Origin of the sequence: Paracoccus amoyensis, assembly GCF_014490725.1 — a bacterium.
In the GTDB taxonomy this organism is placed as follows: Bacteria; Pseudomonadota; Alphaproteobacteria; order Rhodobacterales; family Rhodobacteraceae; genus Paracoccus; species Paracoccus amoyensis.
In genome coordinates this window covers 871,775-895,378 of the sequence record NZ_JACOQL010000001.1, presented here as the reverse complement: position 1 = coordinate 895,378, position 23,604 = coordinate 871,775, and the positions used below count along the sequence as shown (strand labels likewise).

Genomic DNA, 23,604 nt, shown 5'->3' with positions numbered 1-23,604 from the left:
CGTTGTTAACCCAAGATAAATCGCGTGAAGGAACAAGAATGGCCGAAGCTGAGCGCAACCCCGCACCCTATACCGAGGCTGATCTGTCGCTGATCAAGCGGATCATCCCACACCGCTATCCGTTCCTGTTCGTTGACAAGGTGCGCGATATCGTCCCCTTCGAGGGCGGCGTTGGCATCAAGAATGTCACCTGCAACGAGCCGCATTTTCAGGGGCATTTCCCCGATCAGCCCATCATGCCGGGCGTCACGATTGTCGAGGCGATGGCGCAGACCTCGGCCATTGTGGTGGGCATCAGCATGAACATCATCGACCAGCCGATGCTGACCTATTTCATGGGCATCGACAAATGCAAGTTCCGTCGCATGGTCGTTCCGGGCGATGTGCTGGAACTGCATTGCAAGGCCATTCGTGGCGGCGGCAAGATCTGGAAATTCGAGGGCAAGGCGATGGTCGATGGCCAGTTGTGCGCCTCGGCTGAATTTACCGCAATGATGGCGCGCGCGGATGATGCGTAAGCCGGGTATCCACCCTTCGGCCATCATCGAGGATGGCGCGCAGATCGGCGAAGGCGTCGAAGTCGGTCCCTTCTGCGTGGTCGGCCCGCAGGTCGATCTTGCCGACAGGGTGGTGCTGAAATCGCATGTCGTGGTGACGGGTGAAACCACGATCGGCGAGGAAACGACGATCTTTCCCTTCGCCTCGATCGGCGAGGTTCCACAGGATCTGAAATTTCGCGGGGAACGTGCACGGCTGGAAATCGGTGCGCGGAACCGGATCCGCGAATATGTGACCATGAACCCCGGCACAGAAGGGGGTGGCGGCGTCACCCGTGTCGGCAATGACGGGTTGTTCATGGCCGGGTCGCATGTCGCCCATGACTGCCAGATCGGTGACCGGGTCATTCTGGTTAACAACGCTTCGGTCGCGGGGCATTGCCATCTGGAAGATGATGTCATTATCGGCGGCTTGTCGGGCGTGCATCAATGGGTGCGCATCGGGCGCGGCGCCATGATTGGTGCCGTGACCATGGTGACGGCGGATGTCATTCCCTATGGATTGGTGCAGGGGCCGCGCGGCCATCTGGACGGGCTGAACCTCGTCGGGCTGAAACGTCGCGGTGCAACACGGGCCGATATTGCCGCATTGCGCGAAATGCTGACCGGACTGTCGCAGACATCCTTCCGCGAAGGCGCAAAGCAATATGCCCGGCAAGATGTCGGCCCAATGCAGCGTGACATGCTGGAGTTCATCCTTGGTCCGTCCGACCGTTCTTTCCTGACCATGAAATCATGACCCGAACCGCTGTAATTGCCGGACAGGGCGGGCTTTCCGCCGCTGTCGTCGAAAACCTGGATGATCCGCTGATCTATGCGCTGGAAGGGTATGAACCGGACTTTCCGGCAGAACCTTTTCGCATCGAACGGCTGGTGCCCTTTCTGGATGGCCTGATCGAAGCGGATGTCAGCCGCGTCGTTTTTGCTGGTGCCATCCGCCGCCCGCGTCTTGACCCGGAATTATTCGATCCGCGCACGGCCCAATTGGTGCCGCGCATCCTGATGGCGATGCAATCGGGCGATGATGCCGCGCTGCGTGCCGTTCTGGACGTATTCGAGGAACATGGCTTGACCATCTGGGGCATCGCCGATGCCGCGCCCGATCTTGTGCCAGCCGAAGGGCTGCTGGTGGGGACGCCCTCGGATGCGGACCGTCGCGATGCTGAACGTGGGGCCGAATTGCTGGCCGCTACGGGCGCATTGGATATCGGGCAGGGTGTGGTCGTGGCGCAGGGCCTGTGCCTTGCGCTAGAGACGCTGCCGGGAACCGAAGCGATGTTGGATTTCTCTGGCCGCTACGCATCGTTGCGGCCCGATCCGAATGGCGCCAAAGGCGTGTTCTACAAAGCGCCTAAAGCCAATCAGGATCGGCGCATCGATCTGCCGACCATTGGCCCCGATACTGTCAGTCAGGTCGCAAACGCCGGACTTGCCGGGATCGCATGGCTGGCTGGCAGCGTTATCCTGTTGGACCGTGACGAGTGTATCCGGCGTGCAAGCGAATCCGGGCTGTTCCTTTGGTCGCGAGGCTAGGCGATCTGTTACAGGCGGCGCGTGTCTATGCCGCGTATCAGGGCACAAAAACGGATGGATGACGCATGAAATTTTTTCTCATTGCGGGTGAACCGTCCGGCGACCAGCTTGGTGCGGCCTTGATGGCGGGCTTGAAGGAACTGGTGCCGGACGTGCAGTTTGTGGGTGTCGGTGGCCCGCTGATGCAAGCGCAAGGCATAAGCAGTCTGTTCCCGATGGATGAACTTAGCCTGATGGGCATTTGGGAGGTTCTGCCCAAATACCGGCATTTGAAACGGCGCATCAAAGAGACCGCAGATGCGGTGATCCAGGAAGCGCCCGATGCGCTGATCACCATCGACAGCCCCGATTTCTGCCTGCGCGTTGCGCGTGCGGTGCGGGATATCCAGCCAAAGATGCGCACAATCCACTATGTCGCCCCGTCTGTCTGGGCGTGGCGTCCGGGGCGTGCCGACAAGATGGCCAAGGTGATAGATCATGTTTTGGCGATCCTGCCGTTCGAGCCACCCTTGATGCGCGCGGCGGGGATGACGTGCGACTTTGTCGGACATCCGATCGCGACAGAGAAGGTTGCCAGCCCCGAAGAGGCATTTGCATTTCGCGCCAAACACGGGATCGACGCCGATGCGCCACTGGTCCTGTGTCTGCCGGGGTCGCGCAAATCCGAAGTCTCGCGGCTTGGCGGGCGTTTTGATGAGGCGTTGATGCGTCTGCGCGACCGCATTCCCGAAATTCGCGTCATTCTGCCGACTGTTCCGGGTGTGTCGCAGATGATCCGGGACATGACGAAACGTTGGCCCACCGACCCCATCGTGATCGAGGACAGCGACGAAAAACGTGCAGCCTTTGCTGCGGCCGATCTGGCGTTGGCGGCATCGGGCACGGTCAGTCTGGAACTGGCTGCCAACAGGGTGCCCATGGTCATCAGCTATGACATGGCGCCGCTGAGCCGCTGGATCATTGGAATGATGATCCGCACGGATACGGTGACGCTGGTCAATCTGGTCAGCGAAACCCGCACCATTCCCGAATATCTGGGCCGTGATTGCCAACCCACTCCTTTGGCCGAGGCTTTGCAGAACGTGCTGGAAGATGATTCCGTGCGCGATGCGCAATATGCCGCCATGGACCTGACCATGGAGCGGTTAGGCAGAGGAGGAGAGGCGCCGGGCCTTCGCGCGGCGCGCTCGGTCCTTGAGGCGATTAAAGAACCGCGGTCACGATGATCTCGACCAGATATTCCGGCGTCGCCAGTGCCGCTTCGCCGGTCGCGCGGGCGGGGGCATGGCCTGCGGGCACCCAGGCGTCCCAGACTTCGTTCATGGCGGCAAAGTCTTTCATGTCTGCCATCCAGATGATGGCCTGAACGATCCTGGTCTTGTCCGTGCCTGCTTCTGCCAGAAGACGATCAATCTCGGCCAGAATCTGACGGGTCTGATCGGCGACGGGCGCGCCCGCTTCGCCAACCTGACCGGCCAGCCAGACAGTGCCGTTGGCCACGACGGCCTGGCTCATCCGTTTGCCGGATTCGAGGCGGTTTATATCAGTCATTTTCAGTCTCCAAACTAAGGGATCGGGATTCGATTTCGTCGCGACGCTAACCAGACGCGCCGTTTGGGGCAAGCGGTGGTTGACTGACCCATCGTTCAGGGGCAATTCATGCCAAGCGCATGTCAAACACCCAAAGACAATGCGCGGACCGACAGGAATGGAGTGACGACGATGCAGACCCTAAGCGCCTTTGGCCCGGATTTTCCTTTCGCCTATGACGACTGGATCAAGCATCCCGCCGGGCTGGGCCAAATCCCCGCCGAGATGCAGGGCGAAAAAGTCGCCATTATCGGGGCAGGGGCGTCAGGCATCATCGCGGCGTTTGAATTGATGAAGATGGGGCTGTGTCCAATCATCTATGAGAGCGATAAATTCGGGGGCCGTCTGCGCTCGGCCACATTCGAGGGCACAAATGGCATTGTTGCGGAACTTGGCGGGATGCGGTTTCCCGTCTCGTCGCGGGGGTTCTTTCACTACCACGATCTTGTCGGTTGCAGGTCCGAACCTTTTCCCAATCCGCTCAGCGGGGCGGCGGGATCGACGGTGATCGACCTTGAGGGGGAAACCCTGTTCGCCCGCAAGCTGGATGATCTGCCCGCCCTGTATCGCGAAATCGCCACCGCCTATGATGCGGCGCTGGCGCAGCACGCCGCCTATCCCGAATTGCGAGAGGCAATTATCGCCCGTGATGCACACCGCGTGAAATCGCTGTGGAACCCGTTGGTGGCGGAATGGGACGAACGCACCTTCTATGACTTCGTGACGCGATCAGATGCGTTTCAGGCCCTTAGTTTCCGGCATCGCGAAGTCTTTGGGCAAGTTGGCTTTGGCACAGGGGGATGGGACAGCGATTTCCCCAACTCGATGCTGGAAATCCTGCGGGTCAATCTGTTGGGCTTTGACGATGATCAACGCTATGTCGTTGGTGGCGTGACCAATGTGCTGTGGCGGCTGTGGCATGCGACGCCTGCCTGCGCCTATTGGCGGGAAGGCACCAGCCTTGCCAGCCTGAACGGCAGTGCAACCCGGTCCCGCGCCACGGCGATTTCGCGCAAACCCGGTGGAGCGATTGTCGTAACCGATCAGTGGGGTAACGAAGATGACTACGCCGCCGTGCTGGCGACCTGTCAAAGCCATCTGTTGACCACAGCGATGGACGTGGACGAGGATTTGTTCGAACAGAAGCTGTGGATGGCGCTGGATCGCACCCGTTACATGCAGGCGGCCAAGACATTCATCATGGTGGATCGCCCCTTCTGGAGGGATGAGGATCCGGTCAGTGGTCGTCCCGCGATGTCTATGACACTGACCGACCGGCTGACGCGCGGCACCTATTTCTTTGATAATGGCGCTGACCAGCCGGGCGTGATCTGCCTGTCCTACAGCTGGATGACCGATGCGCTGAAGGTGCTGCCGCTTTCGGCTGAAAAGCGTGTGGATCTGGCGTTGAAGGCGCTGAAGAAGGTTTATCCCGATGTCGATATCGCCAGCCATATTCGCGGCAAGCCCCTGATCGTCAGCTGGGAAGCGGATGAAAACTTCCTTGGCGCCTTCAAGGGCGCGCTGCCAGGGCATTACCGCTATAACCATCGCGTTTACGGGCATTTCATGCAGGATCGTCTGCCGGAACATCAGCGCGGATTGTTCCTTGCGGGGGATGGCGTCAGCTGGACCCCGGCCTGGGTGGAAGGTGCCGTGCAGACAGGGTTGAACGCCGTCTGGGGAATCATGACCCATCTTGGCGGGACATCATCGGCGGCGAATCCGGGGCCGGGTGATCTTTATCCCGAACTCGGGCCGATTGCGCTGAAGGATTGATCAGGCGCGCAACTCGCCAAGTTGTGTCGACAAGGTATCATCGGCAAAGTCGGTGCGCTTGGGCAGGTCGGCGATCAGGATCGCCGGCGACCTGCCCGCACTGGCCAACGGACGGCCGTCTGGCCCAACGATGACCGAACCGCCTCCGAATGCCATATCGCCGTCCGGGCCGATGTAATTGGCATAGATGATGTTGACTGCATTTTCGCTGGCACGTGCGGGGATCAGATATTCCTGAACATGGTCGTAGCCAACGGGGTTCGCTGTCGGCACGACCAGAATTTCCGCCCCGTGCCGCGCCAATGACCGCGCGTGTTCGGGAAATTCGATGTCATAGCAAACCAGCATTCCGATCCTGTGACCGCGATACTCGAAGACGGGCGGGTCATCGCTGCCATGCTGGAAGCTTTGTCGCTCCATCGGGCCGAAAAGCTGAATCTTGCGGTAATGCCCGCGGATCGCGCCATCCGCACCAATGAAAGACGCGGCATTGTAAACCTGATCGCCGGCCCGCTCTGCCCAGCCAAAGGTGATCGCCAGATTGGCGTCGCGGGCGATACTGCTTATTTGCTGGACCCATCGGCCGCTCAGGGATTGCGACAGATCGCGATGCGCGTCGGGCCGATTATAGCCGGGCAGGATCAGTTCGGGCAGCACCAGAACATCGACGCCCAGATTGCCCAGATTGCGCGCGATAGGGGCCAGCCAGCCCGGATCGGCGCTGTCAGCGTCATCGAGGGGGTGCAACTGAAGAAGCGCAACTTTCATCTGGACCTCGCCGGATCATCGAGTGAAGCAATGGTGGCTAAGCTGGCCCGAAAACGCAACTATGGCTTGGGTCGCGGCCCACGGGGGCGGGCCGCGATGAACTTATGACTGGGCGGATGCCCGTGCGGCCTGACGGCTGGCCACGCGCGCACGAATGGCTTCGACATCGGTGACCGGGGTCGCGGCGAAAAGCTGGCGCGTGTAGGGGTGCTTGGGGTCGGCAAAAACTTCGTCCCGCGTTCCCTGTTCGACTGCCTCGCCCTTGTGCATCACCAGAACATCGTCGGCGATATAGCGCACCACCGACAGATCATGGCTGATGAACACATAGGCCAGATCGAATTCGGCCTGCAGGTCCGCCAACAGGTTCAACACCTGCGCCTGAACCGACAAGTCCAGCGCCGAGACAGGTTCGTCCAGCACCAAAAGTGTCGGGTTCAGCATCAGCGCCCGCGCAATCGCGATCCGCTGCCGCTGCCCGCCCGAGAACATGTGCGGATAGCGGTTATACACCTCGCGCGGCATGCCGACCTTTTCCAACATCTCCTCGGCCCGTTTACGACGTTCTGCCGCAGGCACATTGGTGTTCAGCGCCAAAGGTTCAGTCAGCACATCGCCGATCTTCTGGCGCGGATTCAGACTGCCATAGGGGTTCTGAAACACCATCTGCACCGTCGAACGCATGTCACGGGTGGGCTTTTGCCGAGCGATGTCAACGGGTTTCCCCTCGATCAGCAATTCGCCTTCGGTCGCCGGGTCGATCAGCGCGATGATCCGCGCCAGCGTGGATTTCCCGGAACCGGATTCGCCGACGATGGCCAGCGTCTTGCCCCGTTCGACCGAAAAGCTGATGCCTTTGACCGCACGAACCGATGATGATCCCCGAAAAATCGAGCCGGGGATTTCATAGTCGCGGATCAGGTTGCGGCCTTCTGCTGCAATGGTCATGCCTTGGCCTCCTCAGCCTCTGGGTTGAAGAAGTCCGAAACGGTCGGAAGCCGGTCGCCGGTCGCGTTTTCAGGCAAAGCCGACAGCAGCGCTCGCGTATAATTGCTTTGAGGATTTTCGAACAGCGACAGCACGTCCGCTTCCTCCATCTTCTTGCCCTTATACTGAACCGACACCCGATCAGCGGTTTCCGCGACCACGCCCATGTCATGCGTGATCATGATCAGGGCCATGCCGTAATCCTCTTGCAACTTCATCAGCAGGTCCAGAATTTGCTTCTGGATGGTCACGTCCAAGGCCGTGGTCGGCTCATCCGCGATCAGCAGGCGTGGATTGGTGGCAATCGCCATCGCGATCATCACGCGCTGGCTTTGTCCGCCCGACATCTGGTGGGGATAAACCTTCAGCTTCTGTTCCGGCTCGGGGATGCCGACTGCCGTGAACAGTTCGATCGCGCGGGCGCGGGCCGCGCGGCGGCCCATTCCCATCTTGAAGCGCAAGACCTCTTCGACCTGATAACCGACCGTGAAGGACGGATTCAGCGACGCAATCGGTTCCTGAAAGATCATCGTGATTTCATTGCCGATGATCTTGCGCCGCTGGTTTGGCGACAGGCGTTTCAGGTCCTGGCCGTCAAAGGTCATTTCGTCGGCGGTGATCGTTGCCGTATCGGGCAGAAGCCCCATCACCGCCAGCATGGACACCGACTTGCCCGAGCCGGATTCGCCCACGATGGCCAGGACTTCGCCCTTGTCCACGGTGACGTCGATGCTGTCCACGGCAGTGAAAGATCCGGTCGAGGTGGCAAAGCGGACGGTCAGGTTCTTGATTGTCAAAAGTGCCATGGTCCGCTCAGCTCCGCTTCAGTTTCGGGTCGAACGCGTCACGCAGCCCGTCGCCCATCAGGTTGATGGCAAGAACCGAGATCAGGATCGCCAGACCGGGGAAGGTCACGACCCAGGGTGCGCGGGTGATGAATTCACGCGCTTCTGCCAGCATGGTGCCCCATTCCGGCGCGGGCGGCTGTGCCCCCATGCCCAGAAAACCCAGGGCAGCGGCGTCAAGGATCGCCGAGGAAAACGACAAGGTCGCCTGCACGATCAGTGGCGCCAGACAGTTGGGCAGGATCGTCTTGAACATCAGGCGCAGATTGCCGGCCCCCGCGACACGCGCGGCGGTAACGTATTCGCGCCGTTTTTCGGACATGACTGCAGCGCGGGTCAACCGCGCGAAATGCGGCTGATAGACGATCGCGATGGCAATCATCGCGTTTGTCAGCCCCGGCCCCAGAACGGCGACCAGCACAAGTGCCAGCAGCAGCGACGGAAACGCCAGAATGACATCCATCACCCGCATGATGACCGTATCGACCCAGCCACCATAGAAGCCCGCGACAAGTCCGATGATGATCCCGCCAATCAGTGCCACGCCGACAACGACGATGCCGATGAACAGCGAATATTGCGCCCCATAGATCAGGCGCGACAGCAGGTCACGGCCAACCGCATCCGTGCCCAGCAGGAAACGGGAACTGCCACCATCCTGCCAGACTGGCGGGACAAGCAGCGCATCGCGGAACTGGGTTGCCGGGTTGTAAGGGGCCAGAACCGGGGCGAACACCGCCGTCAGCACCAGCAGGATAAAGACGAACAGCCCGATGACCGCGCCCTTGTTCCGGCTGAAATAGAACCAGAAATCTTTCAGCATCTGCCGACGGATTGCGCCGCTGGATACTTTTACAGTTGTGCTTGCATCGGTCATTTGTGACGAATCCTCGGGTTGATGAGACCGTAGGTCAGGTCAACGATCAGGTTTACGATCATCACGATCAGCGCGATCAACAGCAGACCGCTTTGAACGACCGGGTAGTCGCGACGGGAAATCGAATCGATCATCCATTTGCCAATTCCCGGCCACGAGAAGATCGTTTCGGTCAGGATCGCGCCCGCCATCAGGACTCCGACTTGCAGGCCGATCGTGGTGATGACCGGGATCATTGCGTTACGCAACGCATGGATGCCGACCACGCGGCGCGGCGACAGCCCCTTGGCGCGGGCGGTGCGAACGTAATCTTCGCCCATCACTTCCAGCATGGCCGAGCGGGTCTGTCGCGCAATCACCGCCAGCGGAATCGTCGCCAGCACGATGGACGGCAGGATCAGGTGCGACAGCGCGGATTTGAACGCGCCTTCCTGACCCGACAGCAGGCTATCGATCAGCATGAAGCCCGTCACCGGCTCGAAGTAATACATCAACGAGATGCGACCCGAGACCGGCGTCCAGCCCAGATAGCCCGAGAAGAAGATGATCAGCAGCAGGCCCCACCAGAAGATCGGCATGGAAAAGCCGACCAGCGCACCCGCCATCGAGATCTGGTCGAACCAGGATCCGCGCTTGATCGCTGCCAGAACACCGACGGGAATGCCGATGGCGGCGGCAATAATGATCGCCAGCAGCGCCAGTTCGACGGTTGCCGGGAAAAGCGCCATGAATTCGTCGAGAACAGGTTTTTTGGTGACCAGTGACGTCCCCAGATCACCTTGCAGCAAATTGCCCAGATATTGCAGATATTGCTGCCAGACGGGTTTGTCGAACCCCAGCTGTTCCGTAATGGCGGCATATCGTTCCGGCGAAACGCCGCGCTCACCTGCCATCAGCAGAACCGGATCCCCCGGCAACAAACGAATAAAGCCAAAGGCGACTATCGTGATCCCGATGAAGGTGGGGACCAGATAAAGCAGTTTAGAGATGATGAATTTGAACATCGCATCCTAGCCTGAAGGGCCGCGAAAGAGGTTTTCCAACCCCTCCGCGGCCCCTGCATTGTTACGTCGAGATGGCGACCGTTATTCGGTAATATCTACCGTAGCGAAGGTGTAATCACCAAGCGGCGATTGCACGAAACCGGTCACATTCTTGGACATCGGCACATATTGCGTCGAATGCGCCAGCGTGGCCCATGGTGCCTGATCCTTGAAGATCACCTGTGCTTCTTCATAAAGCTTGGTGCGCTCTGCGACATCGCTGCTGGCTTTCGCCTTGGCCAGCAGGTCCGAGAATTCTTCGTTGCACCAGAAAGCACGGTTTGCGCCGCCTTCGGTTGCGCTGGCACAGGACAGCAGAACCGACAGGAAGTTGTCCGGGTCGCCATTGTCGCCGGTCCAGCCCAGAATCACGGCGCCTTCACGACCGGGTTCCATCGACTTGGCCAGATATTCGCCCCATTCATAGGACACGATCTCGGCGTTGACGCCGACCTTGGCAAAGTCCGACTGCATCATTTCCGCCGCGCGACGCGCGTTGGGCATGTAGGGGCGCTGCACCGGCATTGCCCAGATCTGCATGTTAAGATCGGTCACGCCCGCTTCTTCCAGCATCTTCTTGGCTTCTTCGGGGTTGTATTCGTCGTCCTGAACCGCGTCGTTATAGCTCCACATGGTCGGTGGGATCGGGTTCTTGGCGACTTCGGCGCTGCCCTGATAAACGCCGTCGATCAAGGCGGTCTTGTCGATCGCCATGTTCAGCGCCTTGCGGACCTGCGGGTTGTCGAACGGGGCGATGGTGGTGTTATAGGCCAGATAGCCCACGTTCAGACCCGACTGCTCGTCCATCTTCAGATCCGGGTTGTTGCGGATCGTCTCGAGATCGGCGGGCGAGGGGTAGGGCATCAGGTGACATTCACCCGCGCTGAGCTTTTGCAGGCGGACCGAGCGTCGGGCGTGATCGCAAAGACCAGATCGTCGATTTTCGGCGCTTCGCCCCAGTAATCGGCGTTCTTCTTGTAACGGATCACCGCGTCTTTCTGATAGGCGACGAACTGGAACGGGCCGGTGCCGATGGGCGTGTTGTTCAGCCCTTCGCGCGTGCCTGCAGCGTCCAGCTGATCTGCATATTCCTTGGACGCGATGGACAGGAAGGGCATCGCGGTATTGGCGATAAAGGGTGCCTCGGGCGAGGTCAGCGTGATCTTGACGGTATAGTCGTCGATCTTCTCGATCTTCTCGATCAGCTTGTCCATCGACATCGAGCTGTAATATTCATAGGTGATACCCGGAATATACTGATGCCACGGGCTTTCCGTATCAGCCTGACGGGTATAGCTGAAAATCACGTCATCGGCGTTGAAGTCACGGGTCGGCGTGAACTGGTCGTTCGAGTGGAACTTGACGCCCTTGCGCAGGTGGAAGGTGTATTCCTTGCCATCTTCGGACACGTCCCAGCTTTCGGCCAGGCTAGGCTCGACTTCGGTCGTGCCGGGTTTGAATTCGGTCAGGCGGTTGTAAACGGTATGCGCGGCCGCGTCAAAGGTCGTGCCCGAGGTGTAGGGCGCCGGATCAAAGCCTTCGGGCGAGCCTTCCGAGCAATAAACAAAGGTCTTCGCCGAAAGCGGGGCAGCCGCAATCAAGGCAAAGGCTGATGCGGTCATCAGGGTGCGAATTTTCAACGTAACCTCCCAGAGATGTTTTTAGCGCCAATACAAAATGGCGCGAAGTGCGCAGAATTTGCGGCAAAGCCCATTACGGTGCAAGTGAAAATCTGACAGAAATACTGACTTAACTTGGTATTTTTGCCCGTCGATTGCGCAAACATCGATGCTACGACCACCACAATGCCAACGGATTCAACGCTTGACGCGAATATTTTGGTCCAGCTGGTTTTTCTTTGGCCAAGCGTCGTCACATCCAGAATACAGTGCGCGGAAACGCAGATGAATTCCGCTACAGGCAGGTGGTGTCGATAAAATCTGCGGCGCGCAGAACAAATATCCATCAAACAGGATAGGTTGTCGGCCTTGGCGGAGGCGGTGAAGTCCAAGGTCTGCCGTCATGCGACCTCGATAAGCATCAATTCCGTCATTCAACTTGCTGTAATTGATAAATTACTTCTGTCATTCGGCCTCAATCGGCTGCATGCGGATTTAGGCAAGCGCAGCACGCTTGGATACCCTTTCTCAGTCCGGGTAGCACCCAGAAGGAGAAGACGATGAACCTTACTGTCAAACAAGTCGAAGCCGCCAAGTTCGGCTTCAGCCAGGAACGCCTCAGCGATGGCAATGACCACTATCAGAGGCTCTATCCGTCGGGAAAGAAGGGCTTTCAGGTCCAGATCGCGGTCACCGACGGTCAGCGCCGGCGTGTCTGGATCAATCTCGATGATTTTCCGAAAGTCAGCCTCAGGCAGGCGCGTGACACCGCAGTCTGGGTTCGTATGCAGGCATCGCGCGGCTGGTCGGCAGAGCAGATCCGGGTAGCACTGCAGGGCGACATTGCCGACCCGCAATCGCCGTCGTTGGCAGAGCCTCCCGCTCTGAAACCCCATTCCGGGGCGTCGCGCGGGTCTGGTTCGACCGCAAGCGGGGCGGCCTGAAGAATGGCAAGCACATCGCCCAGAACTGGACGACGATCGAGACCTACGCGTTTCCTACTCTTGCCGAGCGGCCCATCGGGCAGATCGAGCGTCGAGAGGTTGTCGAGGCATTGCGACCGATCTGGCATGGCAAACACGAAACGGCAAAGCGCACGCTTGGCCGGATCCGCGAGATCTTTGAACTTGCCAAGTTGGACTATGACATCTCCGACAATCCTGCCGATTTCAATCCCGGCATCGCCTATGGTCGCTCCCGGCGCTGATACCGTTCGATGATCGCCGTTTCAAAGGTCTGTCGCCGCAGCTTCGGAACCTTCATGCGCATCTGACCGCAGCTTCTTGCGCCGGTTGTAAACCTGCCAGCACGTCGTGCCATCTCCGCAATCGTCGTCTTTGCGCCGATCAGAAGGACTTGGTCAGCGAGACCTTGAACGAGCGGCCCGGTGCCTTGCGGGTCGGCGAGGAAAGGTGGCCGACATAGTCTTTGTCGAAGGCGTTCTCCAGGCCGAAGCGGACGGCGGTGCCATCAAGCCAGCCCTGTGCCTCGGGCTTCCATGTGGCGCGAAGGTTGTGGATGGTGCTGTCCGGCAGATCGACGCCAAGCGCGTCGCGCTGGTCTGCGGTGTGCACGACCTCCCAGCTCAGATCAAGGCGGTCATCCCACTTCCTGCCCAAGGTGAGTTGTACCCGGTCGGCGGCGCCGTTGCGCCAGACCGCACTGGTTCCGTCGGGATTGTACTCGGTCCCTTCACCCAGATGACCGGCCAGATCGACATAGAAGCCGGTGGCCGAGCCATAAGAGGCTTCCAGTTCGAATCCACGTGTCTCGACGCTGTCGAGATCGGTCGATGTGGAACCGGCAACGGTGTAGCTGGTCACATCCCACAACTTGGTCTGGTAGAGGTTCCCGCGGATCGTGAACGTGTCGCCTTGGGCGAAGACCTCCTCACCCGAGTATTCCGCCCCGAGTTCGAAGGTCCGCGACTTTTCGGTCGTATCCAGCCGCGCTTGCGAGGTTGGGGTCGCGCCAAGATCGTCGATCAGTGGAAGCCCCTCGGTATAGGCGGCTGAGCCGAAGACCGACAGGCCGTTGCCAAAATCATAGGCCAAGGCCAGACCGCCCATCAACGCGTCTTTGTCATAGCTGTTGGGAAAGCCGGTCAGTGGCACGGCGCTTTCAATGGTTGATGTTTCATAGCGCAGCGCCGGTGTGATGGTCACATTGCTGACCGTCATTTTGTCGATGACATAGGCCGCGATCCGTCGGTCGGTGCCTCCCGGTGCTGCAGGCGCATCAAGCCGCTTTTTGCGGATCGCCTCGATCCCGGCCAGCATGTCGTGCTCGACCGCGCCGGTCGAGAACAACGCACGGTTCGACACGTTCAGCTTGGTCGTCTCATATTTGTTGTCGGCGCAGATCACTCCGAAGAACGGGTTGGCGCAGAAGACCGCGACCGGCTGCCCGGCCTGGAAGGGTGAACTGCCGTCGATATAGGTCGCGTCGATCTGCTGATCCGCGTAGGACAGGTTCGCGCGCAGGTCTATCAGGTCACTTGCGGGGTCAAATCGGTATTCCAGCGCGGTCTGCCGCGTGTCCGTTATCCGATCGACGCGGCCAAAGGATCCCGCCGTCGTGTCGAACTGGTCATAGGGCACGTCCTTGTCGTCAGCGACGGTGCGCGAATGGCTGAGGGTCAGCGAATGCGCATCATCCTGGCCAAAGGTGAAGCGGCCCTTTGCAAGATAGGAGGGCGTGTTGAACGCGCTGTTGCCGATCGTGGTCCCGTTGCCTGCTTCCAGATCATCGAAATCGCGCCAGGTGTAGTTCATCAGGAATTCGGCCTGTTCATTCGGCATCCAGGCAAGGTTGGTCGAACTGACCCGGCCATTGCCATTCGACGCAAACTCGAAGGTCTGAGATCCGCCAAAGCCCGGAACGCCACCGGTGAAGTCGCTGGCATCCTTGGTCTCCATCAGCACGACGCCGCCCACGATGCCAGAGCCATAGGCAAAGCTGCCAATGGTTCCCCGCAGCACCTCGACCTCTCGGTACAGCAGCGGGTCGGTGAAGAGTTGCGTGCCGATGCGGTAAAGCTCTTCCGAGCCGACGCTGGCGCCGTCGATCTGCACCGCGATTTTCTGGTCCGAGCCATAGGTCGTGTTGGCGCCAAAGCCGCGGATGTTGATGCCCGATCCCTGTGGCGTGGTGCCATTCACCAGGCTCACGCCGGGAACCGAATCGATCAGTTGCGCAACGGTGCTGGCCTGACGGTCCTGAATTTCCTCTTCGCCGACGACGGTGCGCGACAGCGCGGTGCCATATGTCAGATCGCGCTTGCCACCAGTCAGCACCAGCGTGCCAAGAAAGCCGGGATCGGTATCGTCCTGCGCAAAGGCCGGAAAAGCCATTGCCAGGCAGACAAGTGCGGTCGTGCCGCGCAGGAATTGGGTTGACATATTGCGCCGTCCTTCAGGGGTCAGGGCCGTTGCTTGCAGGGGCTGGCGCAGGGAATTGTTGTTGTTGTGGCGACAAGGCCTATCGCGACGGCTTGCAGCCCTATCTTAATCAGACTAAAACAGTCAAGATAAATTCGAGAGCCATGCGAGACCAGGTCACTGCGCAGCCATCGGAGGTTTGCAACCCAAGGATGAACATGTCAGATCAGGCCGCCACACACCCGCAGGATATTCGCGATTTTCTGGCCGGGAATCCAAAGCTTCGTGCCCGCGACGCCGCGAATGCGCTGAACATCTCTGAGGCGCAGCTTGTCGCGGCAGGTGTCGGGCAGGGCGCAACGCGGATCGCGGCGCATCCCGACCAGATCATCGCGGCGGCCGAGAGGCTGGGCGAGGTCATGGCACTGACGCGTGTCGAGGCCTGCGTGCATGAAAAGGTTGGCGAATACGGGAATTATCACCCCGGCGAACACGCGGCCATGACGCTAACCGAGAATATTGACCTGCGTATCTTTCCGTCGCATTGGGTGCATGCCTATGCGGTAGAGGCGGAAGCAGAGGCCGGCAAAGCCCCGCGCCGGTCGTTGCAGGTCTTCGACGCGGCGGGCGATGCGGTCCACAAGATCCATCTGCGCGAGGGGTCGAACCATGCCGAGTGGGGCGGAATCGTCGCCAGTCTCTCGCTGCCCGATCAGTCCGATGTGCTGGAAGTAGAGCCGCGCCGGCCGCTCGAGGGGGCGAAATCCCGTCCTGAAAAGGCCGATATCCTGCGTGACGAATGGAAGCGCCTGACCGACACCCATCAGTTCCTGCGGCTGTGTTCAAAGCTGAAGATGAACCGTCTTGGGGCCTATCGGGTTGCGGGCGAGCCATTCGTGCGGGCGCTGGAAGTCAGGGCCGTCGATGCCATGCTGAACGCCGTTCAGCGCGCGGGGATCGAGGTGATGGTCTTTGTCGGCAATCGCGGTTGCATCCAGATCCATACCGGCCCGATCAGGACGCTGACTCCGATGGGGCCGTGGCAGAACGTGATGGACCCCGGCTTCAACCTGCATCTGCGCTTGGACAAGGTGGCCGAGGTCTGGGCGGTGGATAAACCCACGCAACGCGGTCCGGCCGTATCGGTCGAGGCCTTCGATGCAGAGGGCGGGCTGATCTTTCAGGTCTTCGGCGTCGGCAAGGAGGGGCGCGATTCACGCGCCGAATGGGGCCACATCGTGAACGACCTGCCCTCGCTGACATCGGTGCCGGTATGATGCGGCGGCGACATATCATGGCCGGCCTGACGGCGATCGCAACCACGCTGGCATGGCCGGTCAGCGCCCAAGAGGCCGCGCAGACGGACCCGCAGCCGGACGTTCTGTCAATCGGCGGCTCGGTCACAGAGATTATCGTGGCGCTTGGGCAGGGTCACAGGCTGAAGGCGCGCGATACGACCTCGACCTATCCGCCCGAGGTGACGGAGCTTCCCGATGTCGGCTATATGCGGGCGCTTTCGCCTGAGGGTGTTTTGTCGGTCGGTCCCTCGCTGATCATCTCGGAAGAGGGCGCGGGTCCGCCCGAGGCGCTGGAGGTCATCCGCGCGGCGGATGTGGAGTTCATCGAGGTGCCCGAGGCGTTCACTGCCGACGGGATCTTGCAGAAAATCGATGTCGTCGGCGATGCCCTTGGCGTGCCGGACCGCGCCGATGAACTGGCCGCCGAGGTCAAGGCGGCGCTGGCGGCTGCAACGCAGGATGCGGAGCGACCGGAGGGATCGAAAAAGCGGGTTCTGTTCGTCATCTCCACGCAGGATGGCAAGATCAACGCCTCGGGGACAGGAACGTCTGCTGATGCGATCATCCGCATGGCGGGCGGGGTGAATGCGATCAGCGATTACGAGGGATACAAGCAGATCACTGACGAGGCCGTGGGCCTCGCCGCGCCTGATGTCATCCTGATGATGGACCGAGGTGACGACCATGGCGCAGCGGATGACCAGCTTTTCGCGATGCCAGCCATCAAACTGACCCCCGCCGCCGAAACACGGGCTTCGGTTCGCATCGACGGGCTGCTGCTTCTGGGCTTTGGCCCCCGGACGGCCGAAGCAGTTCGCCAGTTGAATGATGCGCTTTACGACGGCGGCGCGTAGGGGTGGCGACATTGGCCGATACCGCCGCACCTTCGCGCGACCGTTTTGCACGGGCCCGGACCCTGCATTGGCTTCTGGCCGGTGCGCTGATCCTGGCCAGTATCACAAGCCTGCAGGTGGGCGCGACGGATGTGACACTGTCGGCCATGCTTAGCAAGCTGGCGCAGGGAGAGGCGCTGAGCCATATGGAGCGGGTGGTCCTGATCGACATCCGCCTGCCGCGACTGGCCATGGGTGTGCTTGTGGGTGGGGCGTTGGCCGTCTCGGGCACGGTCATGCAAGGCCTGTTTCGCAACCCGCTGGCCGATCCCGGCATCGTCGGAATCAGCATGACCGCCGGTCTTGGCGCGATTGTTTCCATCGTGCTTGGGGGGCTGCTGCCAGTCTGGATCACCGGCCTGACCGGCAACTATCTAACTCCCATTGCTGCCTTTCTTTTTGCGCTTGGCACCACCATCCTGCTCTACCGTGTCTCGACGCGTCACGGGCGCACCTCGGTCGCCACGATGCTGCTGGCGGGGATTGCGCTGGGCGCCTTGTCGGGTGCGGCGTCCGGGGTGCTGGTCTATATGGCCGATGACCAGCAGCTTCGCGATCTGACCTTTTGGCAGATGGGATCGCTTGCGGGGGCAAGCTGGGCCAAGGTCTTGGCCGCCACGCCCCTCATCACGCTTGCCATCGGCGCGGCCATGATGTTGGGGCGTGGCCTGAACGGGCTGGCATTGGGCGAGGCCACCGCGGCCCATATCGGAAGCGACGTGCAACGGATGAAATCCATCGCCGTCCTTTCGGTCGCGGGGGCTACGGGCGCGGCGGTGGCGGTTTCGGGCGGGATCGGCTTTGTCGGCATCGTCGTGCCGCATCTGCTGCGCCTTGCCTCGGGGCCTGATCACCGGACCCTGCTACCGAATGCCGCCCTGCTCGGCGCGACCCTGTTGATCCTTGCCGATGTGATCGCGCGCGTCATCATCGCGCCGGCTGAGTTGCCTATCGGCATAGTCACCGCCATTCTGGGCGCGCCGGTGTTCCTGTGGATTCTGTTGACGCGTCGGGGGCTGGTCGAACAATGAGCCTGATCGCCGAAAGCATCCGCGTCTCCTATGGCCGCCAAGAGGTGCTGCGGGGCATAGACCTGACCGCGCAGCCCGGCAAGGTCACGGCCATCGTCGGCCCCAACGGTTCGGGCAAGTCGACATTGCTGGGCGCGATCACCGCCTCGCTGCCCTTCACCGGCCAAGTCAGCCTTAACGGCCGGGATATCGGCGGGATGAAGCCTTGGGAACTGGCGGCGCAACGCGCGGTTCTTCCGCAGCAGTCGCGCCTCGCCTTTCCTTTTACCGTCATAGAGGTTGTCCGTCTTGGCCTGCAATCCGGCACCGCCGGCGATTGCCCCACGGTGCCCATGCGGGCGCTGGCGCGGGTGGGCCTTGCACATTATGCCGAGCGGGAATTCCACGAATTGTCAGGGGGTGAGGCGCAGCGCGTCATGCTGGCGCGCGTGCTGGCGCAGGTCTGGGCCCCGGTCGAGGACGGGCTGCCGCGCTGGCTGTTGCTTGATGAGCCGGTCTCCAGCCTCGACATCGCGCACCAGTTGCAGGTCATGCAGATCGCCCGCGACTTCGCCCGCGCGGGCGGTGGTGTGATCGCCGTGATGCATGATTTGAACCTGACCGCGATCTATGCGGATCGGGTGGCGATTCTGGCCGAGGGCCGGATGCTTGCCTTCGGCACGCCCTGCGAGGTGCTAACCGACGACATATTGTCGCGCGCCTATGGCTGCGACTTGCGCGTCTCGGCCCCGCCGCAGGACGGTATCCCCTATATCCTGCCTCACGTGGCCTCTGCCTAAAGGAACTGACCATGCGCGTTGCCGCTTTGCTGCTTTGCCTTGCTGGGCCTGCTCTCGCAGAGACGCAGGCGGATATCGTGATCCTTGGCGAAGTTCACGATAATGCAGACGCCCATCTTGGGCAGGCAGAGGAACTGCGCGCGCTGAAACCGACCGCCGTCGTATTCGAGATGCTGACCGCCGATGAGGCCGCGAAAGCCGATGCAGATCGCAGCGTCATCGCCGAGGCTTGGGAGACCAGCGGATGGCGGGATTTCCCAATCTATCAGCCGATTATCGAAGCCCTTGGCGAGGCACGCATCATCGGCGCCGCCGCGCCGCGCGATACGATTTCTGCAGTTTACAGCGACGGCGCCGCCGCGCAGTTCGGGGCCGACGCGGCCCGGTTCGGCCTTGACCAGCCTCTGCCCGCCGATCAGCAATCGGCGCGCGAACAGCTTCAATTCCAGGCGCATTGCGAGGCGATGCCGCTGGAAACCATGGCAGGCATGGTGGTCGTCCAGCGCTATCGCGACGCGGTTTTCGCCCGGGCGGCACTAGAGGCGTTGCAGACCTATGGCCCGCCTGTTGCCGTGATCGCCGGCAACGGACATGCTCGCACCGATTGGGGCGTGCCAGCCGTGATCGCCAAGACCGCGCCCGGCGTGACCACTCACTCCATCGGCTTCGTCGAGGGCGAGCCCGACATGCCATTCGACGAAACGCGGATCGTCCCGACCGCGACGCGCGACGATCCCTGCGCATCACTGCAAAGCAATTGAGGAGAAACCCATGTATCTGGCCATGAACCGCTTTACCGTGCCGCTGGAAAACGCCGCCGCGTTCGAGCAGCTTTGGCTGTCCCGCGAAAGCCGGTTGCAGGACATGGACGGCTTTGTGTCGTTCCATATGCTCAAGGGGCCAGAAGCGGATGGCAATATTCTCTATGCCTCGCATACCGTCTGGCGGTCCGAGGGGCATTTCCGCGCCTGGACCACCAGCGAGGAATTCCGGGCCGCGCACGCACGCGCGGGCCAGACCCGAAAGCTGCATGAGGGTGCGCCGCGTTTCGAGGGCTTCACGGCGATCCAGCATATTGACGCAAAGGAACCGGCGTGACCATGCGGACCGTTCGCACGGCGCCGGTCTTTCGCAGCTTCGACGAAGGCCGGGCGCGGGCCTTTTATGTCGACTGGCTGGGGTTCGCCTGGGAAAATGAGCACCGCTTTCACCCCGGTGCACCCCTTTATGCGTTCTTGCGGCTGGATGCGTTTTACCTGCACCTGAGCGAACATCACGGCGATGCGACACCCGGCTCGACCGCGCTGGTCTATGTCGAGGGGTTGCGGGATTTTCACGCGGCTCTGCCAAGGAATCCGAATATGCGGCCGGGGTTGGAACCCCAGCCTTGGGGGCTTGAAATGACGGTGATCGACCCCTTCGGCAACCGGCTTCGATTTCTTGATCAGGGCGGTGACGCGGGCTGACGCCTCGGGCGGCGAGTTAAAATTTAGTGATTTAGTCGGGTATTGATCCCCGGCTTGTCGGATGATACCAAATTCCGGTCCAGCAAAGGCCGCAGCCTCCGCCAGATCTGCATCAGAACATCGGAGGCCAGGCAAAGATGCCGCGCAGAACCATCAATTATCGGCTTGCCGCCGCGCTTGCCGCAGGATTGTCCGCAAGCGCCGCCAACGCGCAGGACAATCCCGGCGCCCATGTTTCGATCGAACTCAACAGCCTTGAGCCCGTCGAAAATGCCTGCCGGATCAGCTTCCTCATCCAGAACGGACATGCCTTCGATATTGAAAGCGCCGTTTACGAAACCGTGCTGTTCGACACCGAAGGCCGTGTCGAGCGGCTGACCCTGTTCGATCTGGGCACGCTGCCCACCGAACGGCCAAGGGTGCGGCAGTTCCTTGTGCCTGACCTTGCCTGCGCATCGCTTGGTCGGATCCTGATAAACGGCGCCGAGACATGCTCGGGTCCCGGCGTGCCGACAGATGCCTGCACCCGCGACCTTGAACTGCTCAGCAAATCGGATGTGGAGGTGCTGGGATGATGTCCACGATCCAAGACGCCGTGTTGCGGATTTTCGAGCTTGGCGGACCAGTCGTCCTGCTGCTTGGTGTGCTGTCGATTCTGGTATCGAGCGTCGTTCTCTACAAGCTGTGGCAATTCTCGGTCGCGGGGGTCGGGCGGCACAAGGCCCTGCGCGCGGCAATTGACGCCTGGGATGCTGGCGATCGTGGCGCGGCGCGCCAGAATATCGATCAGTCGCGCAGCTATCTGGTGCCGGTCGTGACCATGGCCTTCGATGGCCAGACAGACGTCGCCCGACTGGAGGCCGAGGCCGAGACGCGATTTGCAAGGCTGGAACGCGGCTTTCGTCTGCTCGACTCAATCGGGCAACTTGCGCCGCTTCTGGGTCTTTTCGGGACCGTGCTTGGGATGATCACGGCCTTTCAGGCGCTGCAAGACGCCGGAGCACAGGTTGACCCGTCAATTCTTGCCGGCGGCATCTGGGTCGCGCTGCTGACCACGGCGGTCGGGCTGGCCGTGGCCATGCCGACGGTGGCCGTCCTAAGCTGGTTCGAAGCCCGCATCGACGCTGACCGCGTGCTTGCGCAAAAGGCGATTCATACCGTTCTGGCACCAGAATGCCACAAGCGGGCCGAAAAACCACAAGGCGTTCCGGTTCATGCGTAAACTCCGGCGCAGACGCAGTTTGTCGCTGACCTCGCTGATCGACGTTATCTTCCTGCTGCTGTTGTTCTTCATGTTGTCATCGACCTTCAGCCGCTTTGCCGAGGTCGAATTCGCCTCGGCCAGCGCCGGCGGCGCGGCATCCACCGCACCCCCGGTCTTCCTGTCGCTGGCAGCCGGATCGCTGCGACTGAACGGCGCCGAAGCGGCGATGGACAGTCTGTCAGACACGCTGACGCAGCACCGGACCGGCGATGACCCGCTGCGCGTCGTTGTCGCGGCGCAGGCCGATGTTACGGCCCAACAGCTGACCGATCTGCTGGTGGTGTTGCGTGCCATTCCCAATATCAGCGTCACCGTGCTGGAGGCATCATGATCCGCCGCCGCCGCAAATCGGAAAGCGAGCCGACCATCGCGCTGATCAACGTCGTATTTCTGATGCTGATCTTCTTTCTTGTCGCCGGCACGATTGCGCCTTCGCTGGACAAGGATCTGCAATTGGTCAGGACTGCAGATATCGAAGGTACCGCGCCAGCGGACGCGCTGGTCCTGCATCCTGACGGCCGGATGACCAATCGCGGTCGCGATATCGGCTCGGCCGCAGCTTTTGTCGGCTCGCTGCCCGAGGAGGCGCGGGCCGATATACGCATCATACCCGACCGTGACGTGCCGGCCTCTACGCTCGTCGCCCTGGGGCGGGAGCTGCGCGAGGCTGGGGCAGAGCGTGTCCTGATTGTGACCGAACGCGGGATGCCGTGATGGGGAACCCGGGCATTGCAAAACTCGTCGCCCTGTCGCTGGCACTTACTGTGCACGGCGCGCTTGCCGTGGCACTTGTTGCGCGGGAAGAGGTTCAGATCGAAGGCGGCAATGGCGCCGCCGAGGTCCGGCTTGGCAATGCCTTCGCGGATATGTCCGCCGGCACGCTAAGCGCAGAAGCCCCCGACGCGACCGATGTGACAGAAGCCGCGCGACCGCAGCGGATCGAAGCCGAAAATCCCGCCCCGGTTTCTCCGATCACGCCAACCGAACCGCTTCCCGCAATTCCTTCGCCCCCCGTGCAGGTGGCCACACTGGTGCCATCCGTCCGGCCAGAGCCAACGCTTCCACAGCCGATAGAGGCCCAAACCCCCTTTGAACGGTTGGTGAGCGAGGACCCGGACAGCACCGCCCTGACCCGTTCGGCCCGGCCAACGCCGCGCAGCAGGACAGTTGAACAAGCGTCCAGGCCGCAGGCTCAGGCGAAATCTGCGCCCAAGCCGCAGCAGGCCGCGCCAAGGTCGCAGGCTGCTGCGAAACCGGCACAGGGAAATGCACAGCGCAATGCGCGAGCTGGTGAGGCCACCGGCCAAGCCGATGCGACCGCGCGTCAACGTGGTAGTGGCGGACAGCAGCAGGCAGACGGCAATGCAGCGGCAAGCAACTATCCCGGCCTTGTCATGCAAAAGTTGGCCCGCGTGGGCAAGCCACGCGTCAATGCCCGCGGCGCGGCACTGGTCAGCTTCACGATAGCTGCCAATGGCGGTCTTGCATCGGTCTCGATTGCCCGCAGTTCAGGATCGTCCGCCTTGGATCAGGCCGCGCTGCGTCTGATCCAGCGAGCAAGCCCGTTCCCACGCCCCCCACAGGGCGCGAACCGCAATTTTTCCGTACGGATCGAAGGACGCTGACGCGGGCCCGCAGGAAGTGCTTTCACGCTGCTGCAACTGAATTTCTTCAATCGTCGTCATCTACGTTCCGACCATCCGGTGTCTCGTCAAACTTGATATACGGGGTCTGGCCATCTGTCGCGCTTTCGACGATGCGCCGGTTCTGAATTGTCTGCAGCAAGTTTCGTGTCATTGGCCTGTGCCCAAACTCTGACCGCTATGGCGCGGTGCCTTTGGCGCGGGGCGGGCGATGTCAAAATACTTTCATGCAGTTGCATGATAACGGGGGTT

Annotated in this window: 27 protein-coding genes and 2 pseudogenes; 19 read left to right on the top strand and 10 right to left on the bottom strand. The window is 61.1% G+C overall.

What is annotated here, in order from left to right; genetic code table 11:
* Positions 1-38 precede the first annotated feature (38 nt).
* The 4 genes from fabZ (at position 39) to lpxB (ending at position 3,316) form a co-directional block, all read left to right on the top strand.
* Positions 39-518, top strand: coding sequence for a 3-hydroxyacyl-ACP dehydratase FabZ (fabZ, locus tag H4P12_RS04620; RefSeq protein WP_187792379.1), 480 nt, complete (start codon positions 39-41; stop codon positions 516-518).
* Positions 511-1,296 (top strand): acyl-ACP--UDP-N-acetylglucosamine O-acyltransferase, encoded by a 786-nt coding sequence (gene lpxA / locus H4P12_RS04615; protein ID WP_187792378.1) that lies wholly within the window; start codon positions 511-513, stop codon positions 1,294-1,296. The genes fabZ and lpxA overlap by 8 nt, the downstream gene beginning before the upstream one ends.
* A complete protein-coding gene (locus H4P12_RS04610; protein WP_187792377.1) occupies positions 1,293-2,090 on the top strand; it encodes an LpxI family protein in 798 nt (265 codons plus the stop codon). Before lpxA ends, H4P12_RS04610 begins: the two co-directional genes overlap by 4 nt.
* Before the next feature lie 65 nt (positions 2,091-2,155).
* Positions 2,156-3,316, top strand: a complete 1,161-nt coding sequence (gene lpxB / locus H4P12_RS04605; RefSeq protein ID WP_187792376.1) for a lipid-A-disaccharide synthase — start codon at positions 2,156-2,158, stop codon at positions 3,314-3,316.
* On the opposite strand, the gene H4P12_RS04600 is transcribed toward lpxB, so the two are convergent.
* On the bottom strand, positions 3,294-3,641 hold the full coding sequence (locus H4P12_RS04600; protein WP_187792375.1) for a RidA family protein: 348 nt from the start codon (positions 3,639-3,641) through the stop codon (positions 3,294-3,296). The two genes, lpxB and H4P12_RS04600, sit on opposite strands and share 23 nt — an antisense overlap.
* Before the next feature lie 171 nt (positions 3,642-3,812).
* On the opposite strand from H4P12_RS04600, the gene H4P12_RS04595 reads away from it, so the two are divergent.
* Entirely contained in the window at positions 3,813-5,459 is a 1,647-nt protein-coding gene (locus H4P12_RS04595; RefSeq protein WP_187792374.1) for a flavin monoamine oxidase family protein, read from the top strand.
* On the opposite strand, the gene H4P12_RS04590 is transcribed toward H4P12_RS04595, so the two are convergent.
* The 7 genes and pseudogenes from H4P12_RS04590 to H4P12_RS04560 all read right to left on the bottom strand — a co-directional run bounded on the left by H4P12_RS04590 (position 5,460) and on the right by H4P12_RS04560 (position 11,990).
* A complete protein-coding gene (locus H4P12_RS04590) occupies positions 5,460-6,227 on the bottom strand; it encodes a carbon-nitrogen hydrolase family protein (RefSeq protein WP_187792373.1) in 768 nt (255 codons plus the stop codon). It abuts the gene before it with no gap.
* A 102-nt stretch (positions 6,228-6,329) separates the two neighbouring features.
* Positions 6,330-7,175: an ATP-binding cassette domain-containing protein gene (locus H4P12_RS04585; protein ID WP_187792372.1), complete on the bottom strand. Its 846-nt coding sequence runs from the start codon at positions 7,173-7,175 to the stop codon at positions 6,330-6,332.
* Positions 7,172-8,020 carry an ABC transporter ATP-binding protein gene (locus H4P12_RS04580; protein ID WP_187792371.1) on the bottom strand — a complete coding sequence of 283 codons (849 nt, stop codon included), beginning with the start codon at positions 8,018-8,020 and terminating at the stop codon, positions 7,172-7,174. The genes H4P12_RS04585 and H4P12_RS04580 overlap by 4 nt, the downstream gene beginning before the upstream one ends.
* Before the next feature lie 7 nt (positions 8,021-8,027).
* Positions 8,028-8,936, bottom strand: coding sequence for an ABC transporter permease subunit (locus H4P12_RS04575; RefSeq protein WP_187792370.1), 909 nt, complete (start codon positions 8,934-8,936; stop codon positions 8,028-8,030).
* Positions 8,933-9,940, bottom strand: a complete 1,008-nt coding sequence (locus H4P12_RS04570; RefSeq protein WP_187792369.1) for an ABC transporter permease subunit — start codon at positions 9,938-9,940, stop codon at positions 8,933-8,935. Before H4P12_RS04570 ends, H4P12_RS04575 begins: the two co-directional genes overlap by 4 nt.
* Positions 9,941-10,021: 81 nt before the next feature.
* A pseudogene (locus tag H4P12_RS04565) lies at positions 10,022-11,601 on the bottom strand (ABC transporter substrate-binding protein).
* Between the two features lie 14 nt (positions 11,602-11,615).
* The gene (locus tag H4P12_RS04560) at positions 11,616-11,990 is read right to left on the bottom strand and encodes a hypothetical protein (protein WP_187792368.1); all 375 of its coding nucleotides are present in this window, start codon (positions 11,988-11,990) and stop codon (positions 11,616-11,618) included.
* A 168-nt stretch (positions 11,991-12,158) separates the two neighbouring features.
* On the opposite strand from H4P12_RS04560, the gene H4P12_RS04555 reads away from it, so the two are divergent.
* Positions 12,159-12,542, top strand: a complete 384-nt coding sequence (locus H4P12_RS04555) for an Arm DNA-binding domain-containing protein (protein WP_187792367.1) — start codon at positions 12,159-12,161, stop codon at positions 12,540-12,542.
* Positions 12,455-12,805 carry a phage integrase central domain-containing protein gene (locus H4P12_RS19240; protein ID WP_425498203.1) on the top strand — a complete coding sequence of 117 codons (351 nt, stop codon included), beginning with the start codon at positions 12,455-12,457 and terminating at the stop codon, positions 12,803-12,805. Before H4P12_RS04555 ends, H4P12_RS19240 begins: the two co-directional genes overlap by 88 nt.
* Here the strand turns inward: H4P12_RS19240 and H4P12_RS19235 are convergent.
* Together H4P12_RS19235 and H4P12_RS04540 are read right to left on the bottom strand one after the other, a co-directional pair.
* Positions 12,793-12,864 (bottom strand): annotated as a pseudogene (locus tag H4P12_RS19235) (hypothetical protein); the annotation flags it as partial. The gene H4P12_RS19240 and the pseudogene H4P12_RS19235 overlap by 13 nt on opposite strands.
* A gap of 80 nt (positions 12,865-12,944) precedes the next feature.
* On the bottom strand, positions 12,945-14,999 hold the full coding sequence (locus H4P12_RS04540) for a TonB-dependent receptor domain-containing protein (RefSeq protein ID WP_187792365.1): 2,055 nt from the start codon (positions 14,997-14,999) through the stop codon (positions 12,945-12,947).
* A gap of 197 nt (positions 15,000-15,196) precedes the next feature.
* Between H4P12_RS04540 and H4P12_RS04535 the strand changes: the two genes are divergently transcribed.
* The 12 genes from H4P12_RS04535 (at position 15,197) to tolA (ending at position 23,334) form a co-directional block, all read left to right on the top strand.
* Entirely contained in the window at positions 15,197-16,255 is a 1,059-nt protein-coding gene (locus H4P12_RS04535; protein WP_187792364.1) for a hemin-degrading factor, read from the top strand.
* Positions 16,256-16,272: 17 nt separating this feature from the next.
* Positions 16,273-17,130 carry a heme/hemin ABC transporter substrate-binding protein gene (locus H4P12_RS04530; protein ID WP_246448856.1) on the top strand — a complete coding sequence of 286 codons (858 nt, stop codon included), beginning with the start codon at positions 16,273-16,275 and terminating at the stop codon, positions 17,128-17,130.
* An 11-nt stretch (positions 17,131-17,141) separates the two neighbouring features.
* Positions 17,142-18,200: a FecCD family ABC transporter permease gene (locus H4P12_RS04525; protein WP_223115677.1), complete on the top strand. Its 1,059-nt coding sequence runs from the start codon at positions 17,142-17,144 to the stop codon at positions 18,198-18,200.
* Positions 18,197-18,979: a heme ABC transporter ATP-binding protein gene (locus tag H4P12_RS04520; protein WP_187792361.1), complete on the top strand. Its 783-nt coding sequence runs from the start codon at positions 18,197-18,199 to the stop codon at positions 18,977-18,979. The genes H4P12_RS04525 and H4P12_RS04520 overlap by 4 nt, the downstream gene beginning before the upstream one ends.
* Before the next feature lie 11 nt (positions 18,980-18,990).
* Positions 18,991-19,740, top strand: coding sequence for a ChaN family lipoprotein (locus H4P12_RS04515; RefSeq protein ID WP_187792360.1), 750 nt, complete (start codon positions 18,991-18,993; stop codon positions 19,738-19,740).
* Positions 19,741-19,750: 10 nt separating this feature from the next.
* Positions 19,751-20,077: a heme-degrading protein HmuQ gene (gene hmuQ / locus H4P12_RS04510; RefSeq protein ID WP_187792359.1), complete on the top strand. Its 327-nt coding sequence runs from the start codon at positions 19,751-19,753 to the stop codon at positions 20,075-20,077.
* A 2-nt stretch (positions 20,078-20,079) separates the two neighbouring features.
* Positions 20,080-20,445: a glyoxalase superfamily protein gene (locus H4P12_RS04505; protein WP_187792495.1), complete on the top strand. Its 366-nt coding sequence runs from the start codon at positions 20,080-20,082 to the stop codon at positions 20,443-20,445.
* Between the two features lie 137 nt (positions 20,446-20,582).
* Positions 20,583-21,020: a hypothetical protein gene (locus tag H4P12_RS04500; protein ID WP_187792358.1), complete on the top strand. Its 438-nt coding sequence runs from the start codon at positions 20,583-20,585 to the stop codon at positions 21,018-21,020.
* Positions 21,017-21,667, top strand: coding sequence for a MotA/TolQ/ExbB proton channel family protein (locus H4P12_RS04495; protein ID WP_187792357.1), 651 nt, complete (start codon positions 21,017-21,019; stop codon positions 21,665-21,667). Before H4P12_RS04500 ends, H4P12_RS04495 begins: the two co-directional genes overlap by 4 nt.
* The gene (locus tag H4P12_RS04490; protein WP_187792356.1) at positions 21,660-22,040 is read left to right on the top strand and encodes a biopolymer transporter ExbD; all 381 of its coding nucleotides are present in this window, start codon (positions 21,660-21,662) and stop codon (positions 22,038-22,040) included. The genes H4P12_RS04495 and H4P12_RS04490 overlap by 8 nt, the downstream gene beginning before the upstream one ends.
* On the top strand, positions 22,037-22,423 hold the full coding sequence (locus H4P12_RS04485) for an ExbD/TolR family protein (RefSeq protein ID WP_187792355.1): 387 nt from the start codon (positions 22,037-22,039) through the stop codon (positions 22,421-22,423). The genes H4P12_RS04490 and H4P12_RS04485 overlap by 4 nt, the downstream gene beginning before the upstream one ends.
* Entirely contained in the window at positions 22,423-23,334 is a 912-nt protein-coding gene (gene tolA, locus H4P12_RS04480) for a cell envelope integrity protein TolA (RefSeq protein ID WP_187792354.1), read from the top strand. The genes H4P12_RS04485 and tolA overlap by 1 nt, the downstream gene beginning before the upstream one ends.
* Positions 23,335-23,604 lie beyond the last annotated feature (270 nt).